This window comes from Pararhizobium sp. A13 (assembly GCF_040126305.1).
In the GTDB taxonomy this organism is placed as follows: domain Bacteria; phylum Pseudomonadota; class Alphaproteobacteria; order Rhizobiales; family Rhizobiaceae; genus Pararhizobium.
Window position 1 is genome coordinate 1498062 of record NZ_CP149510.1, and the last position, 24334, is coordinate 1522395.

At 62.0% G+C, this 24334-nt stretch carries 24 protein-coding genes and 1 pseudogene; 14 read left to right on the forward strand and 11 right to left on the reverse strand.

Going from position 1 to position 24334, the window contains the following annotated elements; translation table 11 throughout:
- Positions 1-205 precede the first annotated feature (205 nt).
- A pseudogene (metK, locus tag WI754_RS07210) lies at positions 206-1461 on the forward strand (methionine adenosyltransferase).
- 197 nt (positions 1462-1658) lie between these two features.
- The gene (locus tag WI754_RS07215) at positions 1659-2357 is read left to right on the forward strand and encodes a tRNA (guanosine(46)-N(7))-methyltransferase TrmB (protein ID WP_349437016.1); all 699 of its coding nucleotides are present in this window, start codon (positions 1659-1661) and stop codon (positions 2355-2357) included.
- Between the two features lie 26 nt (positions 2358-2383).
- Here WI754_RS07215 and WI754_RS07220 read toward each other — a convergent pair whose 3' ends face one another.
- Both WI754_RS07220 and WI754_RS07225 read right to left on the reverse strand, forming a co-directional pair.
- Entirely contained in the window at positions 2384-2641 is a 258-nt protein-coding gene (locus WI754_RS07220; RefSeq protein WP_037125415.1) for a DUF1150 family protein, read from the reverse strand.
- A gap of 141 nt (positions 2642-2782) precedes the next feature.
- The gene (locus tag WI754_RS07225; protein WP_349437018.1) at positions 2783-3214 is read right to left on the reverse strand and encodes an Hsp20 family protein; all 432 of its coding nucleotides are present in this window, start codon (positions 3212-3214) and stop codon (positions 2783-2785) included.
- Between the two features lie 281 nt (positions 3215-3495).
- On the opposite strand from WI754_RS07225, the gene WI754_RS07230 reads away from it, so the two are divergent.
- Positions 3496-4563: an IS110 family transposase gene (locus WI754_RS07230; protein ID WP_349434558.1), complete on the forward strand. Its 1068-nt coding sequence runs from the start codon at positions 3496-3498 to the stop codon at positions 4561-4563.
- A 266-nt stretch (positions 4564-4829) separates the two neighbouring features.
- Entirely contained in the window at positions 4830-5768 is a 939-nt protein-coding gene (locus WI754_RS07235; protein WP_349437019.1) for a nucleoside hydrolase, read from the forward strand.
- 78 nt (positions 5769-5846) lie between these two features.
- Here the strand turns inward: WI754_RS07235 and WI754_RS07240 are convergent, their stop codons facing one another.
- The 4 genes from WI754_RS07240 to WI754_RS07255 all read right to left on the reverse strand — a co-directional run bounded on the left by WI754_RS07240 (position 5847) and on the right by WI754_RS07255 (position 11099).
- Positions 5847-6101 carry a hypothetical protein gene (locus WI754_RS07240; RefSeq protein WP_349437020.1) on the reverse strand — a complete coding sequence of 85 codons (255 nt, stop codon included), beginning with the start codon at positions 6099-6101 and terminating at the stop codon, positions 5847-5849.
- Between the two features lie 197 nt (positions 6102-6298).
- Complete coding sequence (locus WI754_RS07245; protein ID WP_349437021.1) at positions 6299-8662, reverse strand: methyl-accepting chemotaxis protein; 2364 nt, start codon at positions 8660-8662, stop codon at positions 6299-6301.
- Between the two features lie 287 nt (positions 8663-8949).
- Positions 8950-9849, reverse strand: coding sequence for a ribokinase (locus tag WI754_RS07250; protein ID WP_349437022.1), 900 nt, complete (start codon positions 9847-9849; stop codon positions 8950-8952).
- Positions 9850-9899: 50 nt separating this feature from the next.
- Positions 9900-11099, reverse strand: a complete 1200-nt coding sequence (locus WI754_RS07255) for a DNA recombination protein RmuC (protein ID WP_349437023.1) — start codon at positions 11097-11099, stop codon at positions 9900-9902.
- Between the two features lie 144 nt (positions 11100-11243).
- On the opposite strand from WI754_RS07255, the gene def reads away from it, so the two are divergent.
- The 5 genes from def to truA all read left to right on the forward strand — a co-directional run bounded on the left by def (position 11244) and on the right by truA (position 14223).
- Complete coding sequence (def, locus tag WI754_RS07260; protein WP_349437025.1) at positions 11244-11768, forward strand: peptide deformylase; 525 nt, start codon at positions 11244-11246, stop codon at positions 11766-11768.
- A 74-nt stretch (positions 11769-11842) separates the two neighbouring features.
- The gene (locus tag WI754_RS07265) at positions 11843-12106 is read left to right on the forward strand and encodes a plasmid stabilization protein (RefSeq protein ID WP_349437026.1); all 264 of its coding nucleotides are present in this window, start codon (positions 11843-11845) and stop codon (positions 12104-12106) included.
- A complete protein-coding gene (locus tag WI754_RS07270) occupies positions 12103-12522 on the forward strand; it encodes a type II toxin-antitoxin system VapC family toxin (protein WP_349437027.1) in 420 nt (139 codons plus the stop codon). The genes WI754_RS07265 and WI754_RS07270 overlap by 4 nt, the downstream gene beginning before the upstream one ends.
- 22 nt (positions 12523-12544) lie before the next feature.
- Positions 12545-13480, forward strand: coding sequence for a methionyl-tRNA formyltransferase (fmt, locus tag WI754_RS07275; RefSeq protein ID WP_349437028.1), 936 nt, complete (start codon positions 12545-12547; stop codon positions 13478-13480).
- Positions 13480-14223, forward strand: coding sequence for a tRNA pseudouridine(38-40) synthase TruA (gene truA, locus WI754_RS07280; protein WP_349437029.1), 744 nt, complete (start codon positions 13480-13482; stop codon positions 14221-14223). The genes fmt and truA overlap by 1 nt, the downstream gene beginning before the upstream one ends.
- A gap of 10 nt (positions 14224-14233) precedes the next feature.
- On the opposite strand, the gene WI754_RS07285 is transcribed toward truA, so the two are convergent.
- The 3 genes from WI754_RS07285 to WI754_RS07295 all read right to left on the reverse strand — a co-directional run bounded on the left by WI754_RS07285 (position 14234) and on the right by WI754_RS07295 (position 17862).
- On the reverse strand, positions 14234-14830 hold the full coding sequence (locus WI754_RS07285; RefSeq protein ID WP_349437030.1) for a hypothetical protein: 597 nt from the start codon (positions 14828-14830) through the stop codon (positions 14234-14236).
- Positions 14817-16010 carry a succinyl-diaminopimelate desuccinylase gene (gene dapE, locus WI754_RS07290; protein ID WP_349437031.1) on the reverse strand — a complete coding sequence of 398 codons (1194 nt, stop codon included), beginning with the start codon at positions 16008-16010 and terminating at the stop codon, positions 14817-14819. Before dapE ends, WI754_RS07285 begins: the two co-directional genes overlap by 14 nt.
- A gap of 1135 nt (positions 16011-17145) precedes the next feature.
- Positions 17146-17862 (reverse strand): SDR family NAD(P)-dependent oxidoreductase, encoded by a 717-nt coding sequence (locus WI754_RS07295; RefSeq protein ID WP_349437032.1) that lies wholly within the window; start codon positions 17860-17862, stop codon positions 17146-17148.
- Positions 17863-18112: 250 nt separating this feature from the next.
- On the opposite strand from WI754_RS07295, the gene WI754_RS07300 reads away from it, so the two are divergent.
- Positions 18113-18967 (forward strand): AraC family transcriptional regulator, encoded by an 855-nt coding sequence (locus tag WI754_RS07300; protein WP_349437756.1) that lies wholly within the window; start codon positions 18113-18115, stop codon positions 18965-18967.
- Between the two features lie 66 nt (positions 18968-19033).
- Here WI754_RS07300 and WI754_RS07305 read toward each other — a convergent pair whose 3' ends face one another.
- The gene (locus WI754_RS07305; RefSeq protein WP_349437033.1) at positions 19034-19180 is read right to left on the reverse strand and encodes a hypothetical protein; all 147 of its coding nucleotides are present in this window, start codon (positions 19178-19180) and stop codon (positions 19034-19036) included.
- Positions 19181-19498: 318 nt separating this feature from the next.
- On the opposite strand from WI754_RS07305, the gene WI754_RS07310 reads away from it, so the two are divergent.
- From WI754_RS07310 to WI754_RS07325, 4 genes are all read left to right on the forward strand, one after another.
- Positions 19499-20161 (forward strand): response regulator transcription factor, encoded by a 663-nt coding sequence (locus WI754_RS07310; RefSeq protein WP_349437757.1) that lies wholly within the window; start codon positions 19499-19501, stop codon positions 20159-20161.
- 26 nt (positions 20162-20187) lie between these two features.
- On the forward strand, positions 20188-21516 hold the full coding sequence (locus tag WI754_RS07315; RefSeq protein WP_349437758.1) for a HAMP domain-containing sensor histidine kinase: 1329 nt from the start codon (positions 20188-20190) through the stop codon (positions 21514-21516).
- Between the two features lie 139 nt (positions 21517-21655).
- Positions 21656-22702 (forward strand): aldo/keto reductase, encoded by a 1047-nt coding sequence (locus tag WI754_RS07320; protein WP_349437034.1) that lies wholly within the window; start codon positions 21656-21658, stop codon positions 22700-22702.
- A 110-nt stretch (positions 22703-22812) separates the two neighbouring features.
- Positions 22813-23961: a GAF domain-containing sensor histidine kinase gene (locus tag WI754_RS07325; RefSeq protein ID WP_349437036.1), complete on the forward strand. Its 1149-nt coding sequence runs from the start codon at positions 22813-22815 to the stop codon at positions 23959-23961.
- 11 nt (positions 23962-23972) lie between these two features.
- On the opposite strand, the gene WI754_RS07330 is transcribed toward WI754_RS07325, so the two are convergent.
- On the reverse strand, positions 23973-24332 hold the full coding sequence (locus WI754_RS07330) for a DUF805 domain-containing protein (protein ID WP_349437037.1): 360 nt from the start codon (positions 24330-24332) through the stop codon (positions 23973-23975).
- Positions 24333-24334 lie beyond the last annotated feature (2 nt).

Below are 24334 nucleotides of genomic sequence, written 5' to 3' on the forward strand. Positions count from 1 at the left end.
GCTTGGCGGACGACGCCGATAGAGCGGTCGCCTCCCGCGTCGGGTATCTATCACCGGCGAAATGCCGCTTATACCCCCAAAAGGCAGGAAAAACGTTCCCATAACGCACATATAAAGATATATTTATGTCCTTGTGTGCTTGTCTTTTAGTGGCATTATCACTAACACGTTCCAAGCCGTTTTTTTCTTTGAGGGGACTTCCCGCATGCGCGCAAACTACCTGTTTACGAGTGAGTCCGTGGCAGAAGGCCATCCGGACAAGGTCTGTGACCGGATCTCGGATGAAATTGTCGATCTTGTGTATCGTGAAGCTGCAAAAACGGGCGTTGACCCCTGGACCGTTCGCATCGCCTGCGAAACACTGGCAACGACCAACCGGGTCGTCATCGCCGGCGAAGTCCGCCTGCCGCCAAGCCTTCTGAAGAAGGACAAGGACGGCAACGACGTCATCAATCCGGCCAAATTCAAATCCGCTGCCCGCAAGGCGATCCGCGAGATCGGCTATGAGCAGTCCGGCTTCCACTGGAAGACTGCCAAGATCGATGTCCTCCTGCACTCGCAGTCCGCTGACATCGCCCAGGGTGTCGACAACGCCGCCGACAAGCAGGGCGACGAAGGTGCCGGCGACCAGGGCATCATGTTCGGCTACGCATGCCGCGAAACCGCCGACCTCATGCCTGCACCGATCTATTATTCGCACCGTATCCTTCATCTGCTGGCCACTGCTCGCAAGGCAGGGCAGGGCGATGCCGGCAAGCTCGGTCCGGACGCCAAGAGCCAGGTGACGGTCCGCTACGTCGACGGCAAGCCGCAGGCTGTGACCTCGATCGTTCTTTCCACACAGCATCTCGATGAAAGCTGGGATTCCGCGAAGGTTCGCGCCGTCGTCGAGCCCTATATCCGTGAAGCGCTGCATGACATCGAGATCGCCGATGATTGCAACTGGTACATCAATCCGACTGGAAAATTCGTCATTGGCGGTCCTGACGGCGATGCGGGCTTGACCGGCCGCAAGATCATCGTAGACACCTATGGCGGTGCCGCGCCGCATGGCGGTGGCGCGTTCTCCGGCAAGGATACGACCAAGGTCGACCGTTCGGCAGCCTACGCCGCCCGCTATCTGGCCAAGAACGTCGTTGCGGCCGGCCTGTCCGATCGCTGCACGATCCAGATCTCCTACGCGATCGGTGTTGCCCAGCCGCTGTCGATCTATGTTGATCTGCATGGCACCGCAGGGTGACCGAGGACCAGGTCGAACATGCCATCCGCAAGACGATGGACTTGTCGCCCTCCGGCATCCGCCGTCATCTCGATCTCAACAAGCCGATTTACGCCAAGACCTCGGCTTACGGTCATTTCGGCCGCAAGGCTGGCCGTGACGGCTCCTTCTCGTGGGAGAAGCTCGATCTGGTCAAGCCGCTCAAGGACGCCCTGAAAGAGGACACTTTGAAGGCTGCCTGATCACGCCTCTACAGCGCCGCGCGTGAAATATGACGCGCAAAGGACGCTGTAGAACTTTCAGCCTGCCGCATAATTCTATCCTTAACCCGATTCCGGTTTAAGGAATTATGCGGTGGACGCGCGACGGCAGAAGACAGTAAAGAGCGGGTGTTTCCCTCGGGGAGACGCCCGCTTTTCTATAGGTGAAAGACCCACGCATGACTGAACAGCACCGCAGCCGCTCGACCGAAGCCTTCTTCGGACGCCGCAAGGGCAAGCCTTTGCGCGCGCTGCAGGCAACTCACCTCGAAACGGTGCTGCCGCTCCTTCGGCTCGATCTGGCGGCGCCGGCGCCGTCGGACATCAAGACGTTGTTCAGACATCCCGTCGATCAGGTCAGGCTCGAGATCGGTTTCGGCGGCGGCGAACATCTGATCCATAGGGCTGTCGAAAGCCCGTCCACCGGCTTCATCGGCGTCGAGCCCTTCGTCAATTCCATGGCGAAACTGGTAGGCCATATCGAGGAGCGCGGCGCTGAAAACATCCGTCTCCACGACGACGACGCCACGCAGGTACTGGACTGGCTGCCCGAGGCTTCGATCGACCACATCGATCTGCTCTATCCGGATCCCTGGCCGAAGCGGAAACACTGGAAGCGCCGTTTCGTTTCAAAGGTCAATCTCGATCGATTTGCACGCGTGCTGAAACCCGGCGGCGTGTTCTGCTTCGCCTCGGATATCGATACCTATGTCAACTGGACACTGTTGCACTGCCGCGATCACGCGGCCTTTGACTGGACGGCGGAAAATGCCAGCGACTGGTTGACACCGTATCCCGGCTGGCCGAGCACGCGCTACGAGGCCAAGGCGCGTCGGGAAGGGCGCAAGTCCGCCTATCTGACGTTCCGGCGGGTCTGAGCGCCGAAACGGAAAATGCTGGCAGTTCAGTGAAGACTGACCGTCTTCAGGTCGTCTTCGGCAGCCTTGAAGAAGGTGCTGGAGCGATTGTCGGTCAAAAGGATCGGCGTGCCATCGGCGCCGAACAGGGCCCACAGGTCAAGGCCCGGATCCATGTCGGGAGCTTCCGGGAAGACGCGCGACACTTCCTCCGAGCGCATCTTGCGGATATAGCCGACCTCACCGGCGCCGAGATGCGCCAAGTCGTTTTTCGACAGGGCGGTGCTGACGTGTTTCAATCCCATGAGACGTACTCCGTGGCTTTGCGGTGCTTTCTGTCCTGAAAGGACTGGAGGAACCGCAACTCATTGGTTTTCTGCACGAAGTTCGCGGCTGTCTTGGGTTGCCGGGTACCTTTGTGCAGCCGGCAAAGCATGCCGGCTATCCTACTCTGGGACTAAAATATTAATTTTCTTTACCATACGGACGGGCTCCGGCCGGATCAGATCGACGGACAGCAAACCGTTCTTCAATTCCGCCCTGGAAACCTGCATGCCGTCGGCCAGCACGAACATCCGCTGGAACTGGCGGGCTGCGATGCCGCGGTGCAGATAGTCGCGCTCGCCGCTTTCCGCCTGCCGGCCACGGATGATCAGCTGGTTTTCCTCCGTCGTCACGTCGAGATCGTCCTCCGAAAACCCAGCGACGGCGAGTGTGATTCGCAAACACTCCGGCTCGCCGGACGATTCGTCCCGGTGGACGCGCTCGATATTGTAGGGAGGGTAGCCATCATTGCCCTTGGCGATCCGCTCGAGGGTCTTTTCCATGGCATCGAAACCGAGCAGGAGGGGGCTCGTAAAAGGCGTAATCCGGGTCATACAGTAGTCCTTGGCTCTCAAGCGACCGTTTGCGGACCCGCGAGGCGGCATCCGCGACCTCCAATATGGTAGCTGTGCGTAGCAAGCGCAAGGCGCTTGCGCCAGGCGAGGAGGCAAATCATAGTCCGCTCGCTGATTTGGTAAGGAGGTGGCATGAAAGAGTCCGCCTCTGGAGAGAACGGATCACTGAGATGCAGGTGATGATCGAGGGACAGTCACACTTCCAGCCTTTCGGCTTATCCTATTGGGGTTCGCAAGATCTCAACAAGGGAGTTGGAAGCATGACTGCCTCTTATGAATACCATATCGGCGTCGACTACCACAAATCCTACAGTCATCTGGTGGTGCAGGACAGCAGCGGCAAGACGCTCAGATCCGGCCGGGTGAAGAACGACCGCCAGTCGCTGGGCGGCTTTCTCGAACGCTACCGCGAGAGCTCGCATGCGGTTGTCGAGGCGACCCGCAACTGGATGGTGATGTATGACTGGCTCGACGACATTTGTGACGATGTCGTTCTCGCCCATCCGTTGAAGGTCAAGGCGATCGCCGACGCCAAGATCAAGACCGACAAGATCGATGCGACGGTGCTGGCGCATCTGCTCAGGGCCGACCTGGTGCCGGAAGCTTGGGCACCGGGCGAACAATCCCGAGAGCTGCGCATCGCGCTGCGCGAGCGGATGTTTTACGTGCGGCTGCGCACGATGACGAAGAACCGCATCGTCACGGTGTTCGATCGTTATCCGGAGCAGACGGCGCAGTTGAAGAAGCTCGGCGACCTGTTCGGTAGGGCCGGCCGCATCCAGTTGGCGCAGGTCAACGTCTCAGAGATCGACCGTATCCAGATCGATCGCGGCCTCGCCTTCATCGGCGACATCGACGTGCGGATCAAGCAGTCGGAAGCGACGATCCGGGCGATGACCAGGGCCAATGCCAACGTCAAACTGTTGAAGACGATCCCCGGCATCGGCGAGTTCTTCGCAAGGCTGGTCGATGCGGAGATCGACGACATAGCGCGGTTCCGCAGCCCGAAGAAGCTTGCCGCCTATGCCGGGCTGGTGCCGTCGACCTATTCGAGCGGCGGCAAGACCTTCCACGGCAAGATCATCAGACAAGGCAACAAGTGGCTGCGCTGGGCTTTCGTCGAGGCGGTGACGCCCGCCATCGCCAGCGATGCTCAGCTTCGCGCCCAATACGAACACCTGAAGATCAGAGGCGTGAACAAGGCGCGAGTGGCGATTGCACGCAAGCTTTTGACGATCGCCTTCCAGATCCTGCGTGACCAGCGCGCTTACGAGCCGCGCGGCACCACCACGATGGAAGGCGCGTCGACGATATCCCGGTTGTCCTGATGTGCGTCTAGCGAGCCCGGCAAGACTGGGCTGCGCTCCTTAAGGAGAATGGGAAACCGGGAGCCGAACGCCACTCTGTGACCGAAGCCACAGGCATCAGGTCACGCATTGGAGATTGGTTCAAGAACCGAACGGCAGATGCCTGTCGCGCGGAAGGAAGAGATTTAGCCGATCGGCAAAAAAGCTGATCAAACCATAACCGAACCCAAGGAAAAGCCGCCAAACGGAAGTGTTTTGCCCCTTGTGTTCTTTCATTGGAGACCCGCATGCCGAGAAAGATCATCATCGATACCGATCCGGGGCAGGATGATGCCGCCGCGATCATGCTGGCGCTCGGCAGCCCCGACGAACTCGATGTGCTCGGCATCACGGCCGTCGCAGGCAATGTTCCCGTTGCACTCACCTCCCGCAACGTCCGGGTTATCTGCGAGCTCTGCGGCCGTCGCGATGTGAAGGTGTTCGCCGGCGCCGACAGGCCGCTTGTCCGCCAACTCGTGACCGCCGAGCATGTGCACGGCAAGACCGGCCTCGACGGACCCGTTGTCGATGAGCCCACCATGCCGCTGCAGCCGCAGCACGCCGTCGATTTCATCATCGAGACTCTGCTTGCCGAAGAACCCGGCACCGTGACGCTCTGCACTTTGGGAGCGCTTACCAACATCGCCTTGGCGCTCAACAAGGCGCCTGAAATCGCGCCGCGTGTGCGCGAACTCGTCATGATGGGGGGCGGCTTCTTCGAGGGCGGCAACATCACGCCCGCCGCCGAATTCAACATTTACGTCGATCCGGATGCCGCCGAGATCGTCTTCAAGTCCGGCATCCCGATCGTGATGATGCCGCTCGATGTCACCCACCGGGTGCTGACCTACAAGGCCCGCGTCGAAAAAATCAAGGCGATCGGCTCGCCGGCTGCCGTCGCCATGGCCGAGATGCTGGAATTCTTCGAGCGTTTCGACATCGAGAAATACGGTTCGGACGGCGGCCCGCTACACGACCCGACGGTGATCGCCTATCTTCTTCGTCCGGACCTTTTCAAGGGCCGCGACTGCAACGTCGAGATAGAGACCAAGTCGGAACTGACGGTCGGCATGACGGTCGTCGACTGGTGGCAGGTCACCAAGCGCAGGCACAATGCGAAGGTCATGCGTGAGATCGACGATCAGGGCTTCTTCGACCTTTTGACGGAGCGCTTGGCGCGTCTCTAGTGCGCCAACGGCGCCGCAGGGCGCCGTTCTTCCGTTTCCCTCAGTTCTAGCGCAAATGAATACGGCGGAATTTCCCACTTATTGGGTGGTGGTCGTACCCGTCGCAGGTGTGCCCGTCGCCGGCGTGTCTGTCGCAGGCTTGTCTGTCGAAGGCGTTTCGACAGCCGGTACATTCACATTGGCATCGGTTCCGCCACCGCCGCCGTAGATGTCGATAACACCGGTGAACACCAGCAGCGCGCCAATGACCACAAGTGCCAGAATCACGGTAACGACCCACCTGGCATTTCCGCCACCGCCTGTTTTGATAACTGTTGGTTCACGATCAGCCATCTCGAACTCCTTCGGTTTGATGTTGCAGCTTCAACGCAGAAGTGTCGCGAAAGTTCCCCCATAGGTTGGCGATCCGCCATGAGGCGGAGCGGCTCGCTGCCGAACGCCCGGAGCGGTGGCACGCGGCCGCTCGAAATAGAAAACGGCGCCACGCGGGCGCCGTCTGCATCAGTCGTTCTTGCCGGCAGGCCTGCTGCTCAAAACTCTTCCCAGTTGTCCTGGGCGAGAGCGGTGTTGCCGGAAACCTGTGGTACTGCCTTTTGCGGCGGAGCGGCGTAGCGTGCCAGCGCCGGCTTTGCAGGGGCGCTGTAGCTCGCGGCCTTGACAGGCGCCCGCATCTTTTCGGCGGTATTGCGCAGCATCTCGGTGGAGGACTGGCCCTGGCGTGCAACATGGAAGCGGGAGACGAGCGTGCTCAGCGCGCGCGCTTCTTCGTTCAGAGCCATGCTGGCTGCGGTGGTTTCTTCCACCATCGCGGCGTTCTGCTGCGTCACCTGGTCCATCTGGTTGACCGCCGTGTTGATTTCCTTGAGGCCGACAGCCTGTTCAGAGGCAGAGCCGGAGATCTGGCGGATCAGGCCGTTGATCTGGACCACCTGGTCGGCAATCTTTTGAAGCGCACCACCGGCGCGGCCGACGAGGTCGACGCCTTCGCGCACCTGTCCGGCCGAGGTGTTGATCAGCGTCTTGATCTCCTTGGCGGCGTTTGCCGAGCGCTGGGCGAGTTCGCGCACTTCCTGGGCCACGACGGCAAAACCCTTGCCGGCGTCACCGGCGCGGGCAGCTTCGACGCCTGCGTTCAGTGCCAGCAGGTTGGTCTGGAAGGCGATTTCGTCGATGACGCCGATGATGCGGCTGACTTCGCCGGATGATTGCTCGATGCCCTTCATCGCGGCAATCGCCTTCTGCACGACTTCACCCGACTGTTCGGCGTCGTTGCTGGCGGTCTCGACCGATTTCGCCGCGACCTTGGCGTTGTCGGCGCTGGCATTGACCTGCGAGGTCAACTGATCGAGCGCGGCTGCCGTTTCCTCCAGGCTTGCGGCCTGCTGCTCGGTGCGGTGCGAGAGGTCGTTGGCGGCATTGCTGATTTCGCTGGTGCCGGTGCCGATATTGACGACGGAGCTGTTGACCGTCTGGATCGTCTCCTCGAGGCTTTCCATGGCGGAGTTGAAGTCGCTCTTCAGCTGGGCGTATTCACCCGGGAAGTCCTCGGTGATGCGGTAGGCGAGATCACCGGAGGAAAGCTGCGACAGCCCCTTGGCCAGCTTGGCGACGATCTCGCGCTGGGTGGCGTTCGACTGGGCGCGTTCGGTTTCAGACTGGCTGCGCTGCTGCTCGGACTGCAGGCGCTCGTGCCGGGCTTCCGCTTCCAGCCGCTTGGTGTCAGCCAGCTGGTGGCGGAAACCTTCCAGCGCCTTGGCGACCGAACCGGTCTCGTCGGTGCGATCCTGACCGGAAACTGGAGTGGTGTAGACGCCTTTGCTCAGGTTCTTCACATCGCTCACCAGGCCCGCAAGCGGCTTCTGGACGAAGCGACGAACGGCGAGATGGAGGCCGAGCAACACGGCGCCGAGCACGATCAAACCGCCAACGATCATCATATAGGTCTGGTCGACGACCGGCGCATTGATCGCGGTTTGCGGCACATCGACGAGGACGACCCAGGTCGTGTTCACATCCGGCAGCGCGAAGGGGTAGACGACGCGATCGAAGGTCTCATGGCCGTCATAGCTCAGGTCGTGGATCATGCCGGGCTGGGAGGCGGCAAGCGCGTTCTTGATTACATCGGCACCGATGCCGTCATAGTCCTTCATCAGAAGGTCCGGGATCGGGGCGACAAGCCACTTGCCGCTCTGCGAGAGCAGCGTCACGCGGCCGGAGCCGAAGGGATGCATGTCCTTCACCTTGTTGGCAAGCGAGGTCAGGGAAACGTCGACGCCGGAGACGCCGAGCAGTTTGCCGTTGGACATGACCGGGTAGGCGATCGAGGACATCGAGTTGTTGTCACCGGTTGTCGTCTCAGTGTAGGGCGCCGTCATCGCGCCCTTGAGGCTCTTGGCCGCCAGCGCGTACCATTCGGCCGGGTAATCGGAATCGAAGGTCGAGAAGTCGATGCCGGTCTTGCCCTTCGTCCAGTAGGGATTGAGCATTCCATCCTTGGCGGCGCCAAAATCCTTCTTGCCGGCATAGTCCTTGGCCTTGCCGTCAAAGGCATTCTGCGCTTCGGCAAACCAGCTGCCGAACGCGAAGGCGTTCTTCTCGACATTGGCCTTCAGCATGTCGACGACGCCCTTGCGGTCGAGATAGCCGCCTTCGTGGCCGCGGCCGATCACACCTGCCGTCGAGCGGGCGGCGCCCGCAAGCTCGGCGATGTTACTGGCGATGTCGGATGCAATCGCCTTCGCCTCGGTGCGCGCCTGATCCAGCACCAGCGTTTCGACACGGTCCTGGGTCTGCGAAATCAGCACGTAGTTGGAGGCAAGAAGGACGAGCGCAATGATGCCGCCCGTCACCGCGATCAGTTTGGTCGCCAGCGATTTGGCTTGGAACTTGAACATGAATGTCCCCGCATGGTGAAGTCCGCGGGTTTCAAAGCCGCGGCGTGACGCGATCTATTTTGGGAGATGCCCTGTCATGGAGCGCCAGATGCCGACCGACATCGGAAGGCCGCCCTTGATCCTCGGAAGACGAGCCTTTGTAATTGCTTGAATAGCGCGATATTTATTAAAATTAGCACAACGCGATCTGGCTAAATCGCGCGTTTCATGGACAAATCAAATGCTTATGCCACAGCGACGACGTTCAGTGTCCTGATTGCGCAGACGTTCGGCCGTGTCCGATGCAATCAGACTCTTGCATCGACCTCGGCGGCTTCCGGGATGGCCGGCTGCGCACCGGCTTTCAGGCAGGCGAGCGAGCCGGCGACAGCGGCACGGCGAAGCGCCTTGTCGAAATCGATGCCCGCGTCGAGGCTGGCTGCGAGATAGCCGCAGAATGTGTCGCCGGCGCCGACGGTATCGACCGGCTCGATCTTCAGTCCCCTGGCGCGATGCACTTGGCCGTTGCGCACGGCAACCACGCCTTCGGCGCCGAGCGTCACGATCACGGTTTGGCCCGTTTCACGCGACAGGCTTTGCATCGCCTCTATGCGCTCTTCTGACGACAATCCTTCACGGCCTGCCAGCAGCTCGAATTCCGTCTCGTTGGCAACGACGATATCGGCCAGGCGCCCGAGCCGCGCAGCTTCGGACGTCAGCGGGGCGATGTTGATGATCGAGGTGATGCCTTTGCTCTTGGCTGCCGTCAGCGCCCTTTCCACCGAGGCCGGCGGGATTTCGAGCTGCAACATCAGCGTGTCCCCGGCGGCCATGGTGTCCACGGCAGTCGTTGCATCGTTTTGGCTCACCGTCCCATTGGCGCTGGCGACGACAACGATGACATTCTCGCCATCGCCGCCGACGAGGATGTGAGCGGTGCCGGTAGGTTCGCTCACCGTCTTCGTCAGGGAAAGGTCGGTCCCGGCCTGCTTCAGCAGCGCCAGTGCGCCATCGGCAAAACTATCCGATCCGACGGCACCCGCCATGCGCACGGCTGCTCCGCCGCGCCGCGCCGCGAGCGCCTGGTTGGCGCCCTTGCCGCCGGCGGCCGTCGAGAAACCCGTTCCGGCAACGGTTTCGCCGGGCTTCGGCAGCCGGGCCGTGGTGGCGATCAGGTCCATGTTGATCGAACCGAAAACTGTAATCATCTGATGCGTCTCCCGGGCAGGCGATTTTTGCCGGACAGTGCCCGAGACGGTCAGTCCTCGTCAACCACCCGCAGTTTCAATTGTCCCATGCGATTGTCGAAGGATTTCGGTTCCGGTTTGCTATCGGGTGACGAGCCGGCGGCTTCGAGGTCCAGCGCCTCGATCCTGGTGCCTCGTCGCTTGAGCTTCTCCGACGAGGTCAGGATATCGTCGACATCCTTCTGCGTGGTGAGGAAATGACCGTGCAGCTTGCGCACCCGATCGTCGAGCCGGGTCAGGTCTTCCATCAGCCGGATGACCTCGCCCTGAATGAGGTGTGCCTGTTCGCGCATCCGGGCATCGCGCAGGATAGCCTGGATGACCTGGATCGACAGCATCAGCAGCGACGGCGAGACGATGACGATCCGCGCCCGATGCGCCTTCTGGACAATGGCTTCGAAATTCTCGTGGATTTCGGCAAAGATCGATTCGGAAGGTACGAAAAGGAAAGCGGTGTCCTGGGTTTCGCCGGGGATCAGGTATTTCCCCGAAATATCGCGGATATGCACTTCCATGTCGCGGCGGAACTGTTGCGCGGCCTGCCGGGACGCTTCCGGTTCAGCGGCGTTGCGGATCGCATTCCAGCCTTCCAGCGGAAACTTCGCATCGATCACCAGCACCGGCTGGCCATTCGGCATCCGGACCGTGCAGTCTGGCCGCGAGCCGTTAGAGAGCGTCGCCTGGAAGGCATAGGAGCCCATCGGCAGGCCGTCGGCGATGATCGTTTCCATGCGCGACTGCCCGAAGGCGCCGCGCGTCTGCTTGTTGGAAAGAATGCTCTGCAGCCCTGCCATGTCCTTGGCCAGCGACTGGATATTGGTCTGCGCCGTGTCGATCACCGCCAGCCGCTCCTGCAGCCGGCGCAGGTTCTCGTGCGTCGCCTTCGTCTGCTCGCTGATCGAGGCTCCGAGCCGGTGCGTCATGCCGTCGATCCTTTGGCTAATCGACTGGTTGAGCTCGGATTGCCGGGCGCCGAACACCTCAGCCATCGCCGCGATGCGGCCCTGCATCTCCGTCTGCGCGGCAAGCAGTGCGGTCATCCGCTGTTCCGCCTCCAGCGCCGATTGCCGTGTGCGCTGCCGCCGAAGCACGGCCGGAATGCCAGCGAGCAGCAACATCGCGACGGTGGCGAACAGGCACATGCCGAGCGTGACCGGATAGGCGCCGAGGATGAAAAGAGGCTGGTCGAGGGTGAGCGTCGCAGGTTCCATGGGCGCAACCTAAGGGGATTCGACGTTTGTGGCCAGATCAAAACAAGAACATTGGTGAATCAAATGGCATAAGCGCCCACTTTCCCGGCAAAAATGTTGAAAACGAGAATTCCATCCACGCGAAAGATCGGTTATGGGAGCCAGATGACCATCAAGCCGCTCATCATCCTCCCCGATCCCGTGCTGCGCCAGCCTTCCAAGCCGGTGGAAACAGTCGATGCCGACGTTCGCCGCCTCGCTGAAGACATGCTGGACACGATGTATGACGCACCTGGCATCGGCCTGGCAGCGATCCAGATCGGCATTGCGAAGCGCATGCTCGTCATTGATCTTGCGAAGGAAGGCGAGCAAAATCAGCCGCTGGTTTTCATCAACCCGCAGATCCTGAAGTCCTCCGACGAGCGCTCGGTCTACGAGGAAGGCTGCCTGTCGATCCCGGACTACTATGCCGAAGTCGAGCGGCCCGCCGCGATCACCGTCGAATATGTCGACCGCGACGGCAAGCAGCAGACGGTGGAGGCGGATGGCCTGCTGGCCACCTGCCTGCAGCACGAGATCGACCACCTGAACGGCGTGCTGTTCATCGACCATCTCTCCAAGCTCAAGCGCGAAATGGTGATCCGTAAATTCACCAAAGCCGCCAAGGTCCGCGGCGCCAAGGCGATCTGACGCCTGCATTGAAAACCCCGGTCTTTGAGCCTATGATATCACTGATATCACTGATATCATAGTGGAGGTTGCGCATGGGCGATCTGCTTCTTCGTGGAATTGACGACGCTCTGAAGGTCGAACTGCAGGAAAGCGCGCGCCGGAACGGCCGAAGTCTTTCCGACGAAGCCATCGTGCAAATTCGTTCCGCCCTGAAACGGGAGCAGCGTCAGGATGGGCAAACGGCCGGACAGCGGCTGCGTGCCGTTTTGAGCGATATGAAGTTCGAGGATGACGAACTGAATGCCATCGATGCGTTTCGCAAACAGCCCGACCGTCTGCCGCCAGATTTCAAATGATCGTTCTCGATACCAACGTCATCTCCGAACTTCAGGGACGGAGGCACAGCGAACTTATCCTTCGGTGGCTGGACCGGTATGATAGCGAAGTCGTGTTCTTGACTGCAATTGCGATGGCGGAGATCCATTTCGGCATCGCCTTGCTGGAGCCTGGAGCCCGACGTGACAGTCTGCATCAGACCTTCGTGCGGATCGAAGACGAGTTTTCGGGGCGGATTCTCAGTTTTACGCAAAACGTTGCCGCGCGCTACGGGGCGTTGTCCGCTCGGAGGCAGAAGGAGGGCAGGCCGATGGAAACCAAAGACGCCATGATCGCCGCGATCTGTCTTTCCCACGATGCGACGCTGGCGACGCGTAACACAAAAGACTTCGAGGGGCTTGATTTGAAGCTTGTAAACCCGTTTGAAGGGGCCTGATCAGAACGGGAGTCCGCGCGCCGTGCCGCTTCGCATCATCTTCATGGGAACCCCCGAGTTCTCGGTTCCGACACTGGCGGCGCTGGCCGCGGCCGGTCACAAGATTGTTGCCGTCTATACCCAGCCACCACGGCCGGGCGGACGCCGCGGTCTCGATCTGCAGAAATCGCCGGTCCATCAGGCAGCGGAACTGCTCGGCATCGAGGTGCTGACGCCCGTCAATTTCAAAGATGCTGCCGATCGCCAGACCTTTCGCGCTTTCGATGCGGATGTGGCGGTCGTCGTCGCCTATGGCCTGCTTTTGCTGGAGGACATCCTCAACGGCACGCGGCTTGGCTGCTACAACGGCCACGCCTCGCTCCTGCCGCGTTGGCGCGGGGCCGCGCCGATCCAGCGGGCGATCATGGCGGGCGACCATGAGACCGGCATGATGGTGATGAAGATGGACAAGGGGCTCGACACCGGCCCGGTGGCGCTGACCAAGGTGGTGGCCATCGGCAACGAGATGACGGCCGGCGAACTGCACGACAGGCTGATGCTGGTTGGAGCGGACCTGATGAAGGAGGCCATGGACAAGCTCGATGGCGGCGACCTGCCTCTCGCGCCGCAGGCGGAGCATGGCGTTATTTATGCTGCCAAGATCAGCAAGGCGGAAACGCGCATCGATTTCTCCAGGACGGCGGCCGAGGTTCACAATCATATTCGCGGTCTTTCGCCGTTCCCTGGCGCCTGGTTCGAGGTTGAAATCGGCGGCAAGATGGAGCGGATCAAGGTTCTCTCGTCCGTTGTCGAAAAGGTGGGTGGCGAAACCGGCACCGCCCTGTTCGATGACCTGACGATTGCCTGCGACAATGGTTCGGTGCGGCTGACCCGTCTGCAGAAGGCGGGCGGCAAGGTGCTCGATGCTGATGATTTCCGCCGCGGCACGCCCATTCCGGCCGGTACAAGGCTTTTCTGATGCCGCGTTTCCGCATGACGATCGAATATGACGGCTCGGCCTATGTCGGCTGGCAGCGGCAGGAAAATGGCCCCTCGGTACAAGGCGCCGTCGAGAAGGCGATTCTCAGCCTCACAGGCGAGACCGTCTCGATCCGTGGCGCGGGGCGGACCGATTCCGGCGTGCACGCCAAGGGGCAGGTGGCGCATGCCGACCTCACGCGGCCCTGGAAGCCCGCGACCCTGCGCAATGCGCTGAATGCCCATCTCGGCCAGGCTTGCGAACAGGTGGCGATCATTGATGCCGCTGAAGTGACGCCAGAGTTTGACGCACGGTTTTCGGCGCTGAGGAGGCACTATCTTTACCGTATCATCTCGCGTCCGGCGCCGCTGGCGCTGGAAGCGAAGCGGGCGTGGTGGGTGCCGAAGACGCTCGACCACGCGGCGATGCATGCCGCGGCGCAGATGCTCGTCGGGCATCATGACTTCACCACCTTCCGCTCGACCCATTGCCAGGCCAACAGCCCGATGCGCACGATCGACCGGCTCGACGTGACGCGGGACGGCGATCTCGTCGAGATTCGAGCCACGGCACAGAGCTTCCTGCACAACCAGATACGATCCTTCGCCGGCACTCTGAAGCTGGTGGGTGAGGGCAAGTGGACGCCGGACGATGTACGCGTTGCACTGGAGGCGAAAGACCGCAAGGCCTGCGGCCCGGTGGCGCCGCCGGACGGGCTCTATTTCATGCAGGTCGACTACTGACCGCCAACGGTCAGGCCGGCATCAGGCCGAGCACGCGCGGAAGACTTTCGCTGAGCATGAGCGAGGGCAGGATCAGCAGGGCGGAAAGTGCCGAGGCGAGCAGCGTCTGGTCTTTGGCGATGGTTTTCACCAGCCGGAAAATCGCGGTGAAATTCGCCAGCAGAAGGACCAGCGACAGCAGGCTTGTCAGGCCCTCGCTGTTCGGAATGACCAGCCTGATCGCAAGCGGAACAGCCATCGCATAGACCGTGGGCACGGCCAGCCAGTTGCTGGTGATGATGATCGGCGCAAGCAGTTCGGGGTAGCCGAGCGGCTTTGCGAGGGCGGCCACAAGGACCAGCGGCACGACCCACATGGCCATGTCGACGAAGAGTAGCTTGAGGATAAAGACCAGCCCCGTTTCGGCCCCCTGCGGCATATTCGCCAGATAGTAGAGGCGCCAGGCTGCCCAGCCGACCGCCATCGCCGGCAGGCACCAGAGGAAGGCGGCAAAGGAGCGCCAGACACCGAGCGCGGTGATGTCGAGCCAGTCAAAACCGCTCCTGTCGCCGAGGATCAGCAGCCAGATTCCCTTGATGTAATTGCCGATCTCCTCAATCTGCGGCATGGTCAAACCAGCGGCTGATGAAGGTTTCGTAGATCTGCGTCAGCGTTTCAAGATCGGCAACGGCAACACGCTCGTCGACCATGTGCATGGTCTGGCCAACCAGGCCGAATTCGACGACTGGGCAATAGTCCTTGATGAAACGCGCATCCGACGTGCCGCCGGTGGTCGACAGCTTCGGTTCACGGCCGGTGACGGCCTCTACGGCGCCGGACAGCGAGGCGATCAGCGCGTTGTTGCGGGTGAGGAAGACCTGGCTCGGGCGCTCGCTCCAAACGATGTCGTATCTGACCGGCGGGCGGCCGGGACGAAGGACGCTGTCGGCGCTGGCGCGGTCGAGGCGGGCGACGATCTCGGCCTTCAGGCCATCGGCGTCCCAGCTGTCGTTGAAGCGGATGTTGAATCTCGCCGTCGCCTTGGCCGGGATGACGTTGACCGCCTTGTTGGCGACGTCGATCGTCGTCACCTCGAGATTGGACGGCTGGAAATTGTCGGTACCGCCATCAAAGGGCGGATCCATCAGCGCCTGCGTCAGGGCGAGGATGCCGCGCACGGGGCTGTCGGCGAGATGCGGATAGGCGGCGTGGCCCTGCACGCCGTGCACGGTGATGGTGCCCGACAGCGAGCCGCGCCGGCCGATCTTGATCATGTCGCCGAGACGGTCCGGATTGGTCGGCTCGCCGACGAGGCAGGCATCCCAGCGCTCGCCCTTCGCCGCCGCCCATTCGAGCAGCTTTACGGTGCCGTTGATCGCCGGGCCTTCCTCGTCGCCGGTAATCAGGAAGGAGATCGAGCCATGCGGCTTGCCATTCTTCTCGATATGGCGGGCGACGGCGGCAGCGAAACAGGCAATGCCGCCCTTCATGTCGACGGCGCCGCGGCCATACATCTCGCCGGCGGCGATATCGGCCGAAAAGGGGCCATGCGTCCAGGCGTCCTCGTCGCCGACCGGCACGACATCGGTGTGGCCGGCAAACATCAGGTGCGGACCGTCGTTGCCGAGGCGGGCATAGAGGTTTTCGATGTCCGGCGTGCCATCCTCGGTGGCCATCATCCGATCGACGGCAAAACCGAGCGGTTTCAGCATGGTTTCGAGCGCACTCAACGCGCCGCCTTCTGCAGGGGTCACGGAGGGGCAGCGAATCAGGGTGGCGAGATTGGCGACGGGATCGGTAGCTGTCATCAAGAAAGGCCTGTTGTCTTCAAGGGGTTGGTGTAGCCGATCCCCACCGGACTGTCACGGGGGAGAAGCAAGCTGCGCTGTCTGGCATTGTCGTCATTGCGCGTTTTCTCGCCTCCGTCATGTCCGCGGACTTGCCCACGATCGTTGGCGGGCGGCAGCTTTCACCCTCCCCTTGAGGGGGAGGGTCGGAGCGCAGCTCCGGGGTGGGTGAACTCTGTGCGCCCCTGGCGCTCACCCCACCCGCGCGTTCCGCTCGACCTCCCCCTTAAGGGGAGGTGGGGGCAGCCGCAACACCATCACCCACGCCGGAAAATTCCGCCGTGATTTGGCTCGCCTGTTTACTTGGCCGGGGCGCTGGGAGGTGCCGAGACTAAGTAATTGATATGGCGCCTTCCAGCGCCCCGTTCGGTGTTGGTCGACTGGCAACTCCGGTTTCTCTGCGAGACGACGCCCTTCCGGGGATGGTGTTCGCGGGGTCCGTGCTGTTCTTGGGGCTCTCCGCGCCACGAAGGACGTTGCCGTCCTTCCGATCCTCTCCTGTGTGCCCCACAGGCAAGCCCCGCCGCTGTTTCAGGCGGAAGGGAAACCATTTTCTGACAGTCCACCGGGCAAAGGCTCACGTCCTTCCTCCACCCGGCACCGGTTCCGCCTCGCCGCGACGCCTCGCGGGGTAGCCGATGACGGAACGGCATGATCATGGCACAGGTTTCAAGGGCGGGGATCGGCGGGGATGATTTCGACTGGAAAATCTCGGGGACGGCGTAGCAGTTGCGACAATGGCAGTGTGACATGATGCCGGAAAATCTTCTGCAGCGGACGGTCTTCATTGCCGTGACAACCAAGGCCTGGCAGCAAACATAACTTTTACTCCGGGGTTGGCCGACATCTGGTAGACTTGCTTGTCAAAAGGGATGATCTCGTGGCCGAGACTCCGGGTCCGACGTCACTACCTGGGAATAACTGGAGGTTTTCAGAGGCGACCATCGAGGAGATCTTCAGTTATGGCGACAGCAAACAAAGCCAGCTGCCACCGTGAACGTGGCGGCCCCCAAGGCGCGCGCCTCTATAACAACCGCCTAGAATGACCGCTTCTATCGGCCCAAGCGTGGCCAAGGCGTCCGAGGCTCGGCCTCGTTCACCATCCGCGCCAGCCGGCCGATACCACGAGCTGTTTGCTCTTGACGAAGACTGCGGCATCGGTGGGCTCTCCGGCGCGGCGCCATGGCACGGGGCAGATGACGTGCCGCATGATCTCCTCGGTGACGCCAGGCTCCGAACGGTCATCCGTTTCGAAATCGCCTGGATCGATGGAGACGACGCGGATTCCCCGCGGTCCGAGTTCATGAGACAGTCCAAGCGTCAACGTTTCGACAACGCCCTTGGTGGTGGAATAGGTCGCCCGGTTCCGTGCAAGGTCCCGGCTGGCGACCGAGCTCATGTTGATGATGACGCCGCCATTGTTGCCGAACTGGCGGGCTGCTTCCTGGCACATGAGGAAGGTGCCGAAGACGTCGACGTCGAACTGGCGGTGCGCGTCGGCTTCGGGGGCCTTGTCCATGGAGTCGGACGGGAAGTTTCCCGCATTCACGACGATGTCCGGCTTGCCGAACGCATCGTTCGTGATCCTGAAGATGCGTTTCACGTCTTCGGATTTCGAAGCGTCGCCATGAAGGGCCATTGCCCTGCCGCCGGCCGTCGTGATGCCTGTGGCGACGCGGCCTACCCCCTCCGGGTCTGTAGCGGAGTTGAGCACGACGGCAGCCCCTTCGGCTGCGAGGTACCTGGCGATGCCTGCGCCAACGCCCTCTGATGCTCCCGTCACGATCGCGATCTTTCCTTGCAGCCTCGTCATGCGGTTTCGTCCTTCGCTTATTCGGCCGGTCAAAGATGCGATGGATAAGGGCAAGGGTGGTATAGCGATCCTCCGAGATTTATACGCGATCCTGCAAATCTTGATCTCGCGCGTTTCCCGCGGCGGATATATCGGCTAGCGTCGAAACCGTCGAAACCGTCGAAACCGTCGAAAACCCATAAAGCTGTGCTGTCCCATGCAAGATCAATCCGAGACTTTCGCGGAAATCGCGTCGATCATTTCCCGCTACATGTCCGGAAATGGATTTTTGGCCACCCATATCGAGGGCCTGTTCTTTGGGTGCCAGACGGCTCCGACGCACCCGTCGCACGTGGCGCAGCGGCCGACATTCGGCCTCGTCGCCCAGGGCGCGAAAAGCGTGACGCTCGGGCAGGAGGTCTATCACTATGGCGTCGGTGACTATCTCGTGGTGTCGTTCGACCTGCCGGTTACCGCCCGGATCACTGAGGCAAGTCTGGAGGCGCCGCACCTCGGTCTCGGCATGGTGATCAATCCCGAACGGCTGCGCGAGGTGCTGCAGCGGATCGTCGTTCCATCCGTCGCGGCAACGGCCGACGGAGCGCGGGGCCTTGCCGTCAACAAGGCTTCGCCGGCGCTGCTGGACGCGACGCTCCGCTATCTGCGCCTCCTTGATACTCCAAAGGACATTGCCGGTGTGGCCCCTCTCATCGAACAGGAAATCCTGTACCGCCTCCTCACAGGCCCATACGGGCCGCGGCTGATCCAGATCGCCACGGCGGACAGCCCCGGAAACCGGATCGCCAAGGCAATCGCCTGGCTGCGGGAAAACTATGCCCGGCCATTGCGGATCGAGGATCTGGCAGATCACGTGGGCATGAGCGTCTCGTCGCTGCATCATCACTTCAAGGCCGTCGCGGCAATGACGCCGATGCAATACCAGAAGCAACTGCGCCTCAACGAGGCGAGACGCCTCATGCTGGTCGAGAATATGGACGCCGGAACGGCCGGGCATACGGTCGGATACCAAAGCCCATCCCAGTTCGGACTGGAATACACCCGGCTCTATGGCCAGTCGCCGCTACGCGACATTGCCGCTCTGCGGGTACAGGTTGCGGCCGAGTAGCGCGCTGCGGCAGCCGATCGCGCGGATGCGGCTCGACGGCGCGTTTTGGTGGGATCCTGCCGTGTTCTAGAGCTTCATCGGATTCAGGTGAACTGCAAGCGCGGTGGGCTGCTCATAGTTGATTGCCCGTGGCTGCCGTCCGGCAAGCTGGGCGAACGGGATCGTCGCGATGACCAGGATCAGGAAGGCGACATATAGCAGTCCAAGGTGCATGCGAGGCGCTTTCAAACAAGAATCTCCAAGGGCCGACGGCAAGTCTGCCGATCGATCCTGACACCAGGCTGAATGTGACGCGCATTGCACCGTGGCGGTGCTGCTCGTGCTGCGCATTCCGAGCCCCCGTTCAGGTTCCTGTCAGAAAATCGGCCCAGAAACCGAGCGCGCAGACCGGTCGCAGCTCATCTGCTGTGTGGCACCTGCTCCCGGCAACGGGCAGCGGGTGCTTTGCCATGTCCATCAAGCCGTTTGACGACGCAGGCCAAAGAGGGAATAAGAATGCCGGTACAGCTGATCGGAACGAGGACCAGCGGCTTGCGCGTTCTGCTTGTCGAGGACAACATCATTCTGGGGGAGGCGGTTCGCGATCATGTCGCGGCGGCCGACCACGCCGTCGACTGGATGAAGACGCTCGAGGATGCGCGCGTCTCGCTGCGCACCGTTACGTATGGGCTCATTCTTCTCGATCTCAGGCTACCGGACGGCAGCGGCATTGCCCTGTTGAGGGAACTGCGGGCGGCGGGTATGGCAACGCCCGTCATCATCCTCACGGCGCACGACCAGATCTCCGACCGGATCGAAGGCTTGAACAGCGGCGCCGACGATTACCTCGTCAAACCCTTCGATCTCGGCGAACTCAGCGCCCGCATGCTTGCGGTCATCCGCCGCTATGGCGGCAATATTTCGCCGGAGATCCGCTTCGGCGACGTGACGATCAGCCCGGTCGACCGGCGCGTCTTTGCCGGCGGCGAGGAGGTCGGGCTCTCCGGCCGCGAATGGGCCGTGCTTGACACGCTGCTTGCCCGGCCCGGTGCCGTCATCTCGAAGGCGCAGATCGAGGAGGCGCTTTATGCCTTCGGCTCGGAGATCGAAAGCAATACGGTGGAGGTCTATGTCAGCCGCCTGCGCAAGAAGCTCGGCAGGGATCACGTGGTGACGGTGCGCGGTGTCGGCTACAAGATCGGGGCACCGGCGTGACGCAGCAAAGACCAAGCCGGCAAAGCATGACGCGGCGGCTGATCCTCTGGCTGACGGGCGCGACCACCGCCTTCTGGCTGATCGCCGCCGGCCTCGGCATTTCCGTGATGCAGGATGAATTCGGCGAGTTCTTCGACGGTTCGCTGCAGGAAACGGCCGAGCGGCTGTTGCCGCTCGTCCTCGATGACCTGCAGCGCCGGCAAGGCCCCTCCTCGCCGCAGCATCTTCGGCGGCAGGCCGAGGACATCGGCGACGAATATCTCGTCTACCAGGTCCGCGATACGCAAGGCCATGTCCTTATTCGCTCGCATGATGCGCCGGTGGAAGCGTTCGAAGCGCCGCTGAAGCGCGGCTTCTGGGGAAACGACGACTTCCAGTTTTATACGGCCAGAAGCGCCGACGGCACGGTCTTCGTGCAGGTGGCGGACGCGATGGCCAACCGCAACGAGGCGATCACCGAAGGTGGCCTGGCGCTTTTCCTGCCCGTGCTGGTGCTTATTCCCGTCAGCATCGGCCTGATCTGGCTGATCGTGCGCCGGACGCTGGCGCCGGTCGATGACCTGCGCAGGGCGATCGAGGAGAAGGACGGCGGCAACATGGCGCCTGTGCCATCGCGCATGCTGCCGCGCGAGCTCCAGCCCATCGCCCGCTCCGTCAACCATCTCCTGACACGCCTGCAGGCGGCCTTCGATGCCGAGCGTGAGTTCACGGCAAACAGCGCGCACGAACTGCGCACGCCGATCGCCGGCGCGCTGGCGCAGACGCAGATGCTGATCGCCGAGCTCGACGGACCGGAAAAGCGCCGGGCCCAGCAGATCGAAGCCTCGCTCGTCAATCTCGGTCATACCGCCGAAAAACTGCTGCAGCTGGCCCGCGCCGAGGCCGGGATCGGAGCGGGCAGCACGAATGTCGATCTGGCCCGTGTCCTCGACCTGGTGCTGACCGATTTTGAGCGGAGCAGTCAGGCCTCATCGAGGTTGCGTTTCGAGCGGGAAAAGGGGGCGACCCTGGAAGGCCCCTACAGCGAAGACGCTTTCGCCATCGTCCTGCGCAACCTGATCGAGAACGCCCTGCTGCATGGCCGGGCCGAGGAGCCGGTCGTCGTCCGCCTGGAAAAGGGCGGCGTGCTGCGGATCGTCAACGATGCCGCGCCACTGACGCCAGATGAACTTGCAGTCATCCGCAAGCGGTTCGGCCGCGGAGCCACGATGTCTCCCGGTTCCGGCCTCGGCCTGTCGATCGCCGAACGGCTGCTGCAGCAGATGAACGTTCACTTCGAGATCCTGTCGCCGGCGACGGGGCGGAAGGACGGTTTCGAGGTCGTCATGCGGTTTGGCGAGAAGGCCGCGGCGTGAGCCGGTGACTAGCGCGGCACAAATTTGCGCCGTCACGCTGGCAAAATGCCTTTCGCGCCCTACCTGGACATCATCCGCAGCCCGCGCTGCCGGGCCTTCCCGCCTTTTGAATTCTTTGAAAAACACACGGAGACACACCATGCGTTACAATCAGCTTGGCAATACCGGCCTGTTCGTTTCGGAGATCTGCCTGGGAACGATGACCTTCGGCGCGGCTGATGGCGGCTTCTGGGGCGCGATCGCCGATGTCGACCAGGATGCAGCCGACCGGATCGTCGAGAAATCTCTGGCAGCGGGCGTCAATTTCATCGATACGGCCGATGTCTATTCCTTCGGGGATTCGGAACGGCTGCTCGGGCAGGCCTTGCGCAATCTCGGGGTCAAGCGCAAGGATGTGGTGATCGCCACCAAGGTCTATGGCCAGATGGGCGAGGGGCCGAACGATCGCGGTGCCTCGCGCGGGCACATCATGGATTCGGTCGAGGCGAGCCTCGAGCGGCTGCAGATGGATCACATCGATCTCTACCAGATCCATGCGACCGATACGGTCACGCCGATCGACGAGACGCTTCGGGCGCTGGACGATCTGGTGTCGCGTGGCCTCGTTCGGTATGTCGGCGTCTCCAACTGGCAGGCCTGGAAGATCGCCAAGGCGCTGGGCGTCTGCGAGCGCAAGGGCTATGCCCGGTTCGACAGCCTGCAGGCTTATTATTCGATCGCTGGGCGTGACCTCGAGCGGGACATCGTGCCACTGCTGACCGAGGAGAAGATGGGGCTCATGGTCTGGTCGCCGCTGGCAGGCGGGCTGCTTTCCGGCAAATACGGTCCGGGTGCTCCGGGCAATGGCGAGGGGCGCCGGGCGACTTTCGATTTCCCGCCGGTCGACAAGGACCGCGCCTGGGAATGCGTTGCGGCCATGCGCGAGATCGCGGCCGAGCACGATGCCAGCGTCGCCGAAGTCGCGCTCGCCTACATTCTCTCCAAACCCTTCGTCACCAGCGTCATCATCGGCGCCAAGCGGGTGGAGCAACTGGAAGAGAACCTCAAGGCGGTGAAGCTGCGGCTCGACGCCGACGACCTCGCACGGCTTGATGCCGTCAGTGCATTGCCGCCGGAATATCCCGGCTGGATGCTCGAGCGGCAGAGCGCTGCCCGGCGCCCGCAGCCGTTCGAACCGAAGGCATGATGCGGTAGAGCCGCAGTTTACGGTGTCGTGTCCATCGGAAGCTTGCATCCCGGCGGTAATGCACCGACATAGAAGGGATCCGAAAATACCTGTCGATCGAAAGTAGTGCTTTGAACGATCCCATCGCTGCCGTCGACGCCATCGCGCAAATCCAGGCCGTGCCGACCATCCTCGATGTCGTCTGCAAGACGACCGGCATGCGCTTTGCGGCGGTGGCGCGGGTGACGGCAGACCGGTGGATCGCCTGCAGCGTTCGCGACGAAATCGCTTTCGGGCTCGAGCCCGGCGGAGAACTGAAGATCGAGACGACCATCTGCAACGAGATCCGGGAACACCAGCAGGCGGTGATCATCGACAACGTCGCCGACGACCCGGCGTATTCCAGCCACCATACGCCGGCGATCTACGGGTTGCAGAGCTATATCTCCATGCCGATCACGCTTGCCGATGGCTCCTTCTTCGGCACGCTCTGCGCCATCGATACCGTGCCGCGCGAACTGAACAAGCCGGAAACCGTCGGCATGTTCCAGCTCTTCGCCAATCTGATTGCCTTTCATCTCGATACCCATGACCGTATCGATCAGGAGCGGCAGGGCAACGAATTGCGCGAGCAGTTCATTGCTGTGCTGGGGCATGACCTGCGCAATCCACTGGCTTCGCTCGATGCCGGCACGCGCATGCTGCAGCGTTCAGTCGAGGACGAGAAGGGCAAGACCGTACTCGGGCTGATGCAGTCCAGCATTTCGCGCATGTCCGGCCTGATCGACAACGTGCTCGATTTCGCCCGCGGCAGGCTCGGCGGCGGCATCCCCGTGGAGCAGGCCGACCGGGTTCCGCTGAAGCCGGTGATGGAGCAGGTGGTGGCGGAACTGCGAATGACCAATCCGGGCCGGACGATCGAGGCCGATTTTACCGAGGCGCTGGTGCGCTGCGACGAGGGCCGGATCGGCCAGCTTCTGTCCAACCTGCTCGCCAACGCATTGACGCATGGCGACCCGGAGACACCCATCCGGGTTCGCTCGGCAATTGCGGGCAATCGCTTCGAGCTTGCGGTGGCAAATGCGGGTGAGCCGATTCCGGAAACGGTCGTCAAGGACCTGTTCAAGCCCTTCGTCCGCGCCTCCGCCAAGGCAAATCTGCAGGGGCTGGGTCTCGGGCTCTACATCGCCTCGGAGATCGCCAAGGCGCACAATGGCAGGCTTTCGGTTTCCTCCACGCCGGATGAAACCTGTTTCACCTTCCAGATGCCGCTGCAATAAGGCCGGCGTTTTCAGGGCCCGTATTCATTGGCTTCGGGCTTGCCAGGCCACAGACAGAGCGTGATGAAGACGACAGGGCTCAAGACCGGAATGAACAGGCAGATGGCGAGCGGCCCGGGATAGCCGATGTCGTGCAGGCGCTTGATCGTCAGCATGACGATCGACGCGGTCGAGACGAGGCCGCTCACGACCAGGATCAGTGTCCAGAGCGCCAGCGCAATGTCGTTCCCCTCATTGGCGAACATGCGGGTCAGCACGAAGCCGCTGATCGCCACCCAGAACAGCCAGCCGAGGAAATAGGGCAAGCGGCTCAGGCGGCCGGAGGGGCTGAAGAACAGCCATTGCATGGTCTGCTGCCCCTCCGCAGGCATCG

Coding starts and splice junctions, on each gene's coding strand:
- WI754_RS07215 (WP_349437016.1), top strand. CDS start 1,659: ATGACTGAACAGCACCGCAGCCGCTCGACCGAAGCCTTCTTCGGACGC.
- WI754_RS07220 (WP_037125415.1), bottom strand. CDS start 2,641: ATGGGATTGAAACACGTCAGCACCGCCCTGTCGAAAAACGACTTGGCG.
- WI754_RS07225 (WP_349437018.1), bottom strand. CDS start 3,214: ATGACCCGGATTACGCCTTTTACGAGCCCCCTCCTGCTCGGTTTCGAT.
- WI754_RS07230 (WP_349434558.1), top strand. CDS start 3,496: ATGACTGCCTCTTATGAATACCATATCGGCGTCGACTACCACAAATCC.
- WI754_RS07235 (WP_349437019.1), top strand. CDS start 4,830: ATGCCGAGAAAGATCATCATCGATACCGATCCGGGGCAGGATGATGCC.
- WI754_RS07240 (WP_349437020.1), bottom strand. CDS start 6,101: ATGGCTGATCGTGAACCAACAGTTATCAAAACAGGCGGTGGCGGAAAT.
- WI754_RS07245 (WP_349437021.1), bottom strand. CDS start 8,662: ATGTTCAAGTTCCAAGCCAAATCGCTGGCGACCAAACTGATCGCGGTG.
- WI754_RS07250 (WP_349437022.1), bottom strand. CDS start 9,849: ATGATTACAGTTTTCGGTTCGATCAACATGGACCTGATCGCCACCACG.
- WI754_RS07255 (WP_349437023.1), bottom strand. CDS start 11,099: ATGGAACCTGCGACGCTCACCCTCGACCAGCCTCTTTTCATCCTCGGC.
- def (WP_349437025.1), top strand. CDS start 11,244: ATGACCATCAAGCCGCTCATCATCCTCCCCGATCCCGTGCTGCGCCAG.
- WI754_RS07265 (WP_349437026.1), top strand. CDS start 11,843: ATGGGCGATCTGCTTCTTCGTGGAATTGACGACGCTCTGAAGGTCGAA.
- WI754_RS07270 (WP_349437027.1), top strand. CDS start 12,103: ATGATCGTTCTCGATACCAACGTCATCTCCGAACTTCAGGGACGGAGG.
- truA (WP_349437029.1), top strand. CDS start 13,480: ATGCCGCGTTTCCGCATGACGATCGAATATGACGGCTCGGCCTATGTC.
- WI754_RS07285 (WP_349437030.1), bottom strand. CDS start 14,830: ATGCCGCAGATTGAGGAGATCGGCAATTACATCAAGGGAATCTGGCTG.
- dapE (WP_349437031.1), bottom strand. CDS start 16,010: ATGACAGCTACCGATCCCGTCGCCAATCTCGCCACCCTGATTCGCTGC.
- WI754_RS07295 (WP_349437032.1), bottom strand. CDS start 17,862: ATGACGAGGCTGCAAGGAAAGATCGCGATCGTGACGGGAGCATCAGAG.
- WI754_RS07300 (WP_349437756.1), top strand. CDS start 18,113: ATGTCCGGAAATGGATTTTTGGCCACCCATATCGAGGGCCTGTTCTTT.
- WI754_RS07305 (WP_349437033.1), bottom strand. CDS start 19,180: ATGCACCTTGGACTGCTATATGTCGCCTTCCTGATCCTGGTCATCGCG.
- WI754_RS07315 (WP_349437758.1), top strand. CDS start 20,188: ATGACGCGGCGGCTGATCCTCTGGCTGACGGGCGCGACCACCGCCTTC.
- WI754_RS07320 (WP_349437034.1), top strand. CDS start 21,656: ATGCGTTACAATCAGCTTGGCAATACCGGCCTGTTCGTTTCGGAGATC.
- WI754_RS07330 (WP_349437037.1), bottom strand. CDS start 24,332: ATGCCTGCGGAGGGGCAGCAGACCATGCAATGGCTGTTCTTCAGCCCC.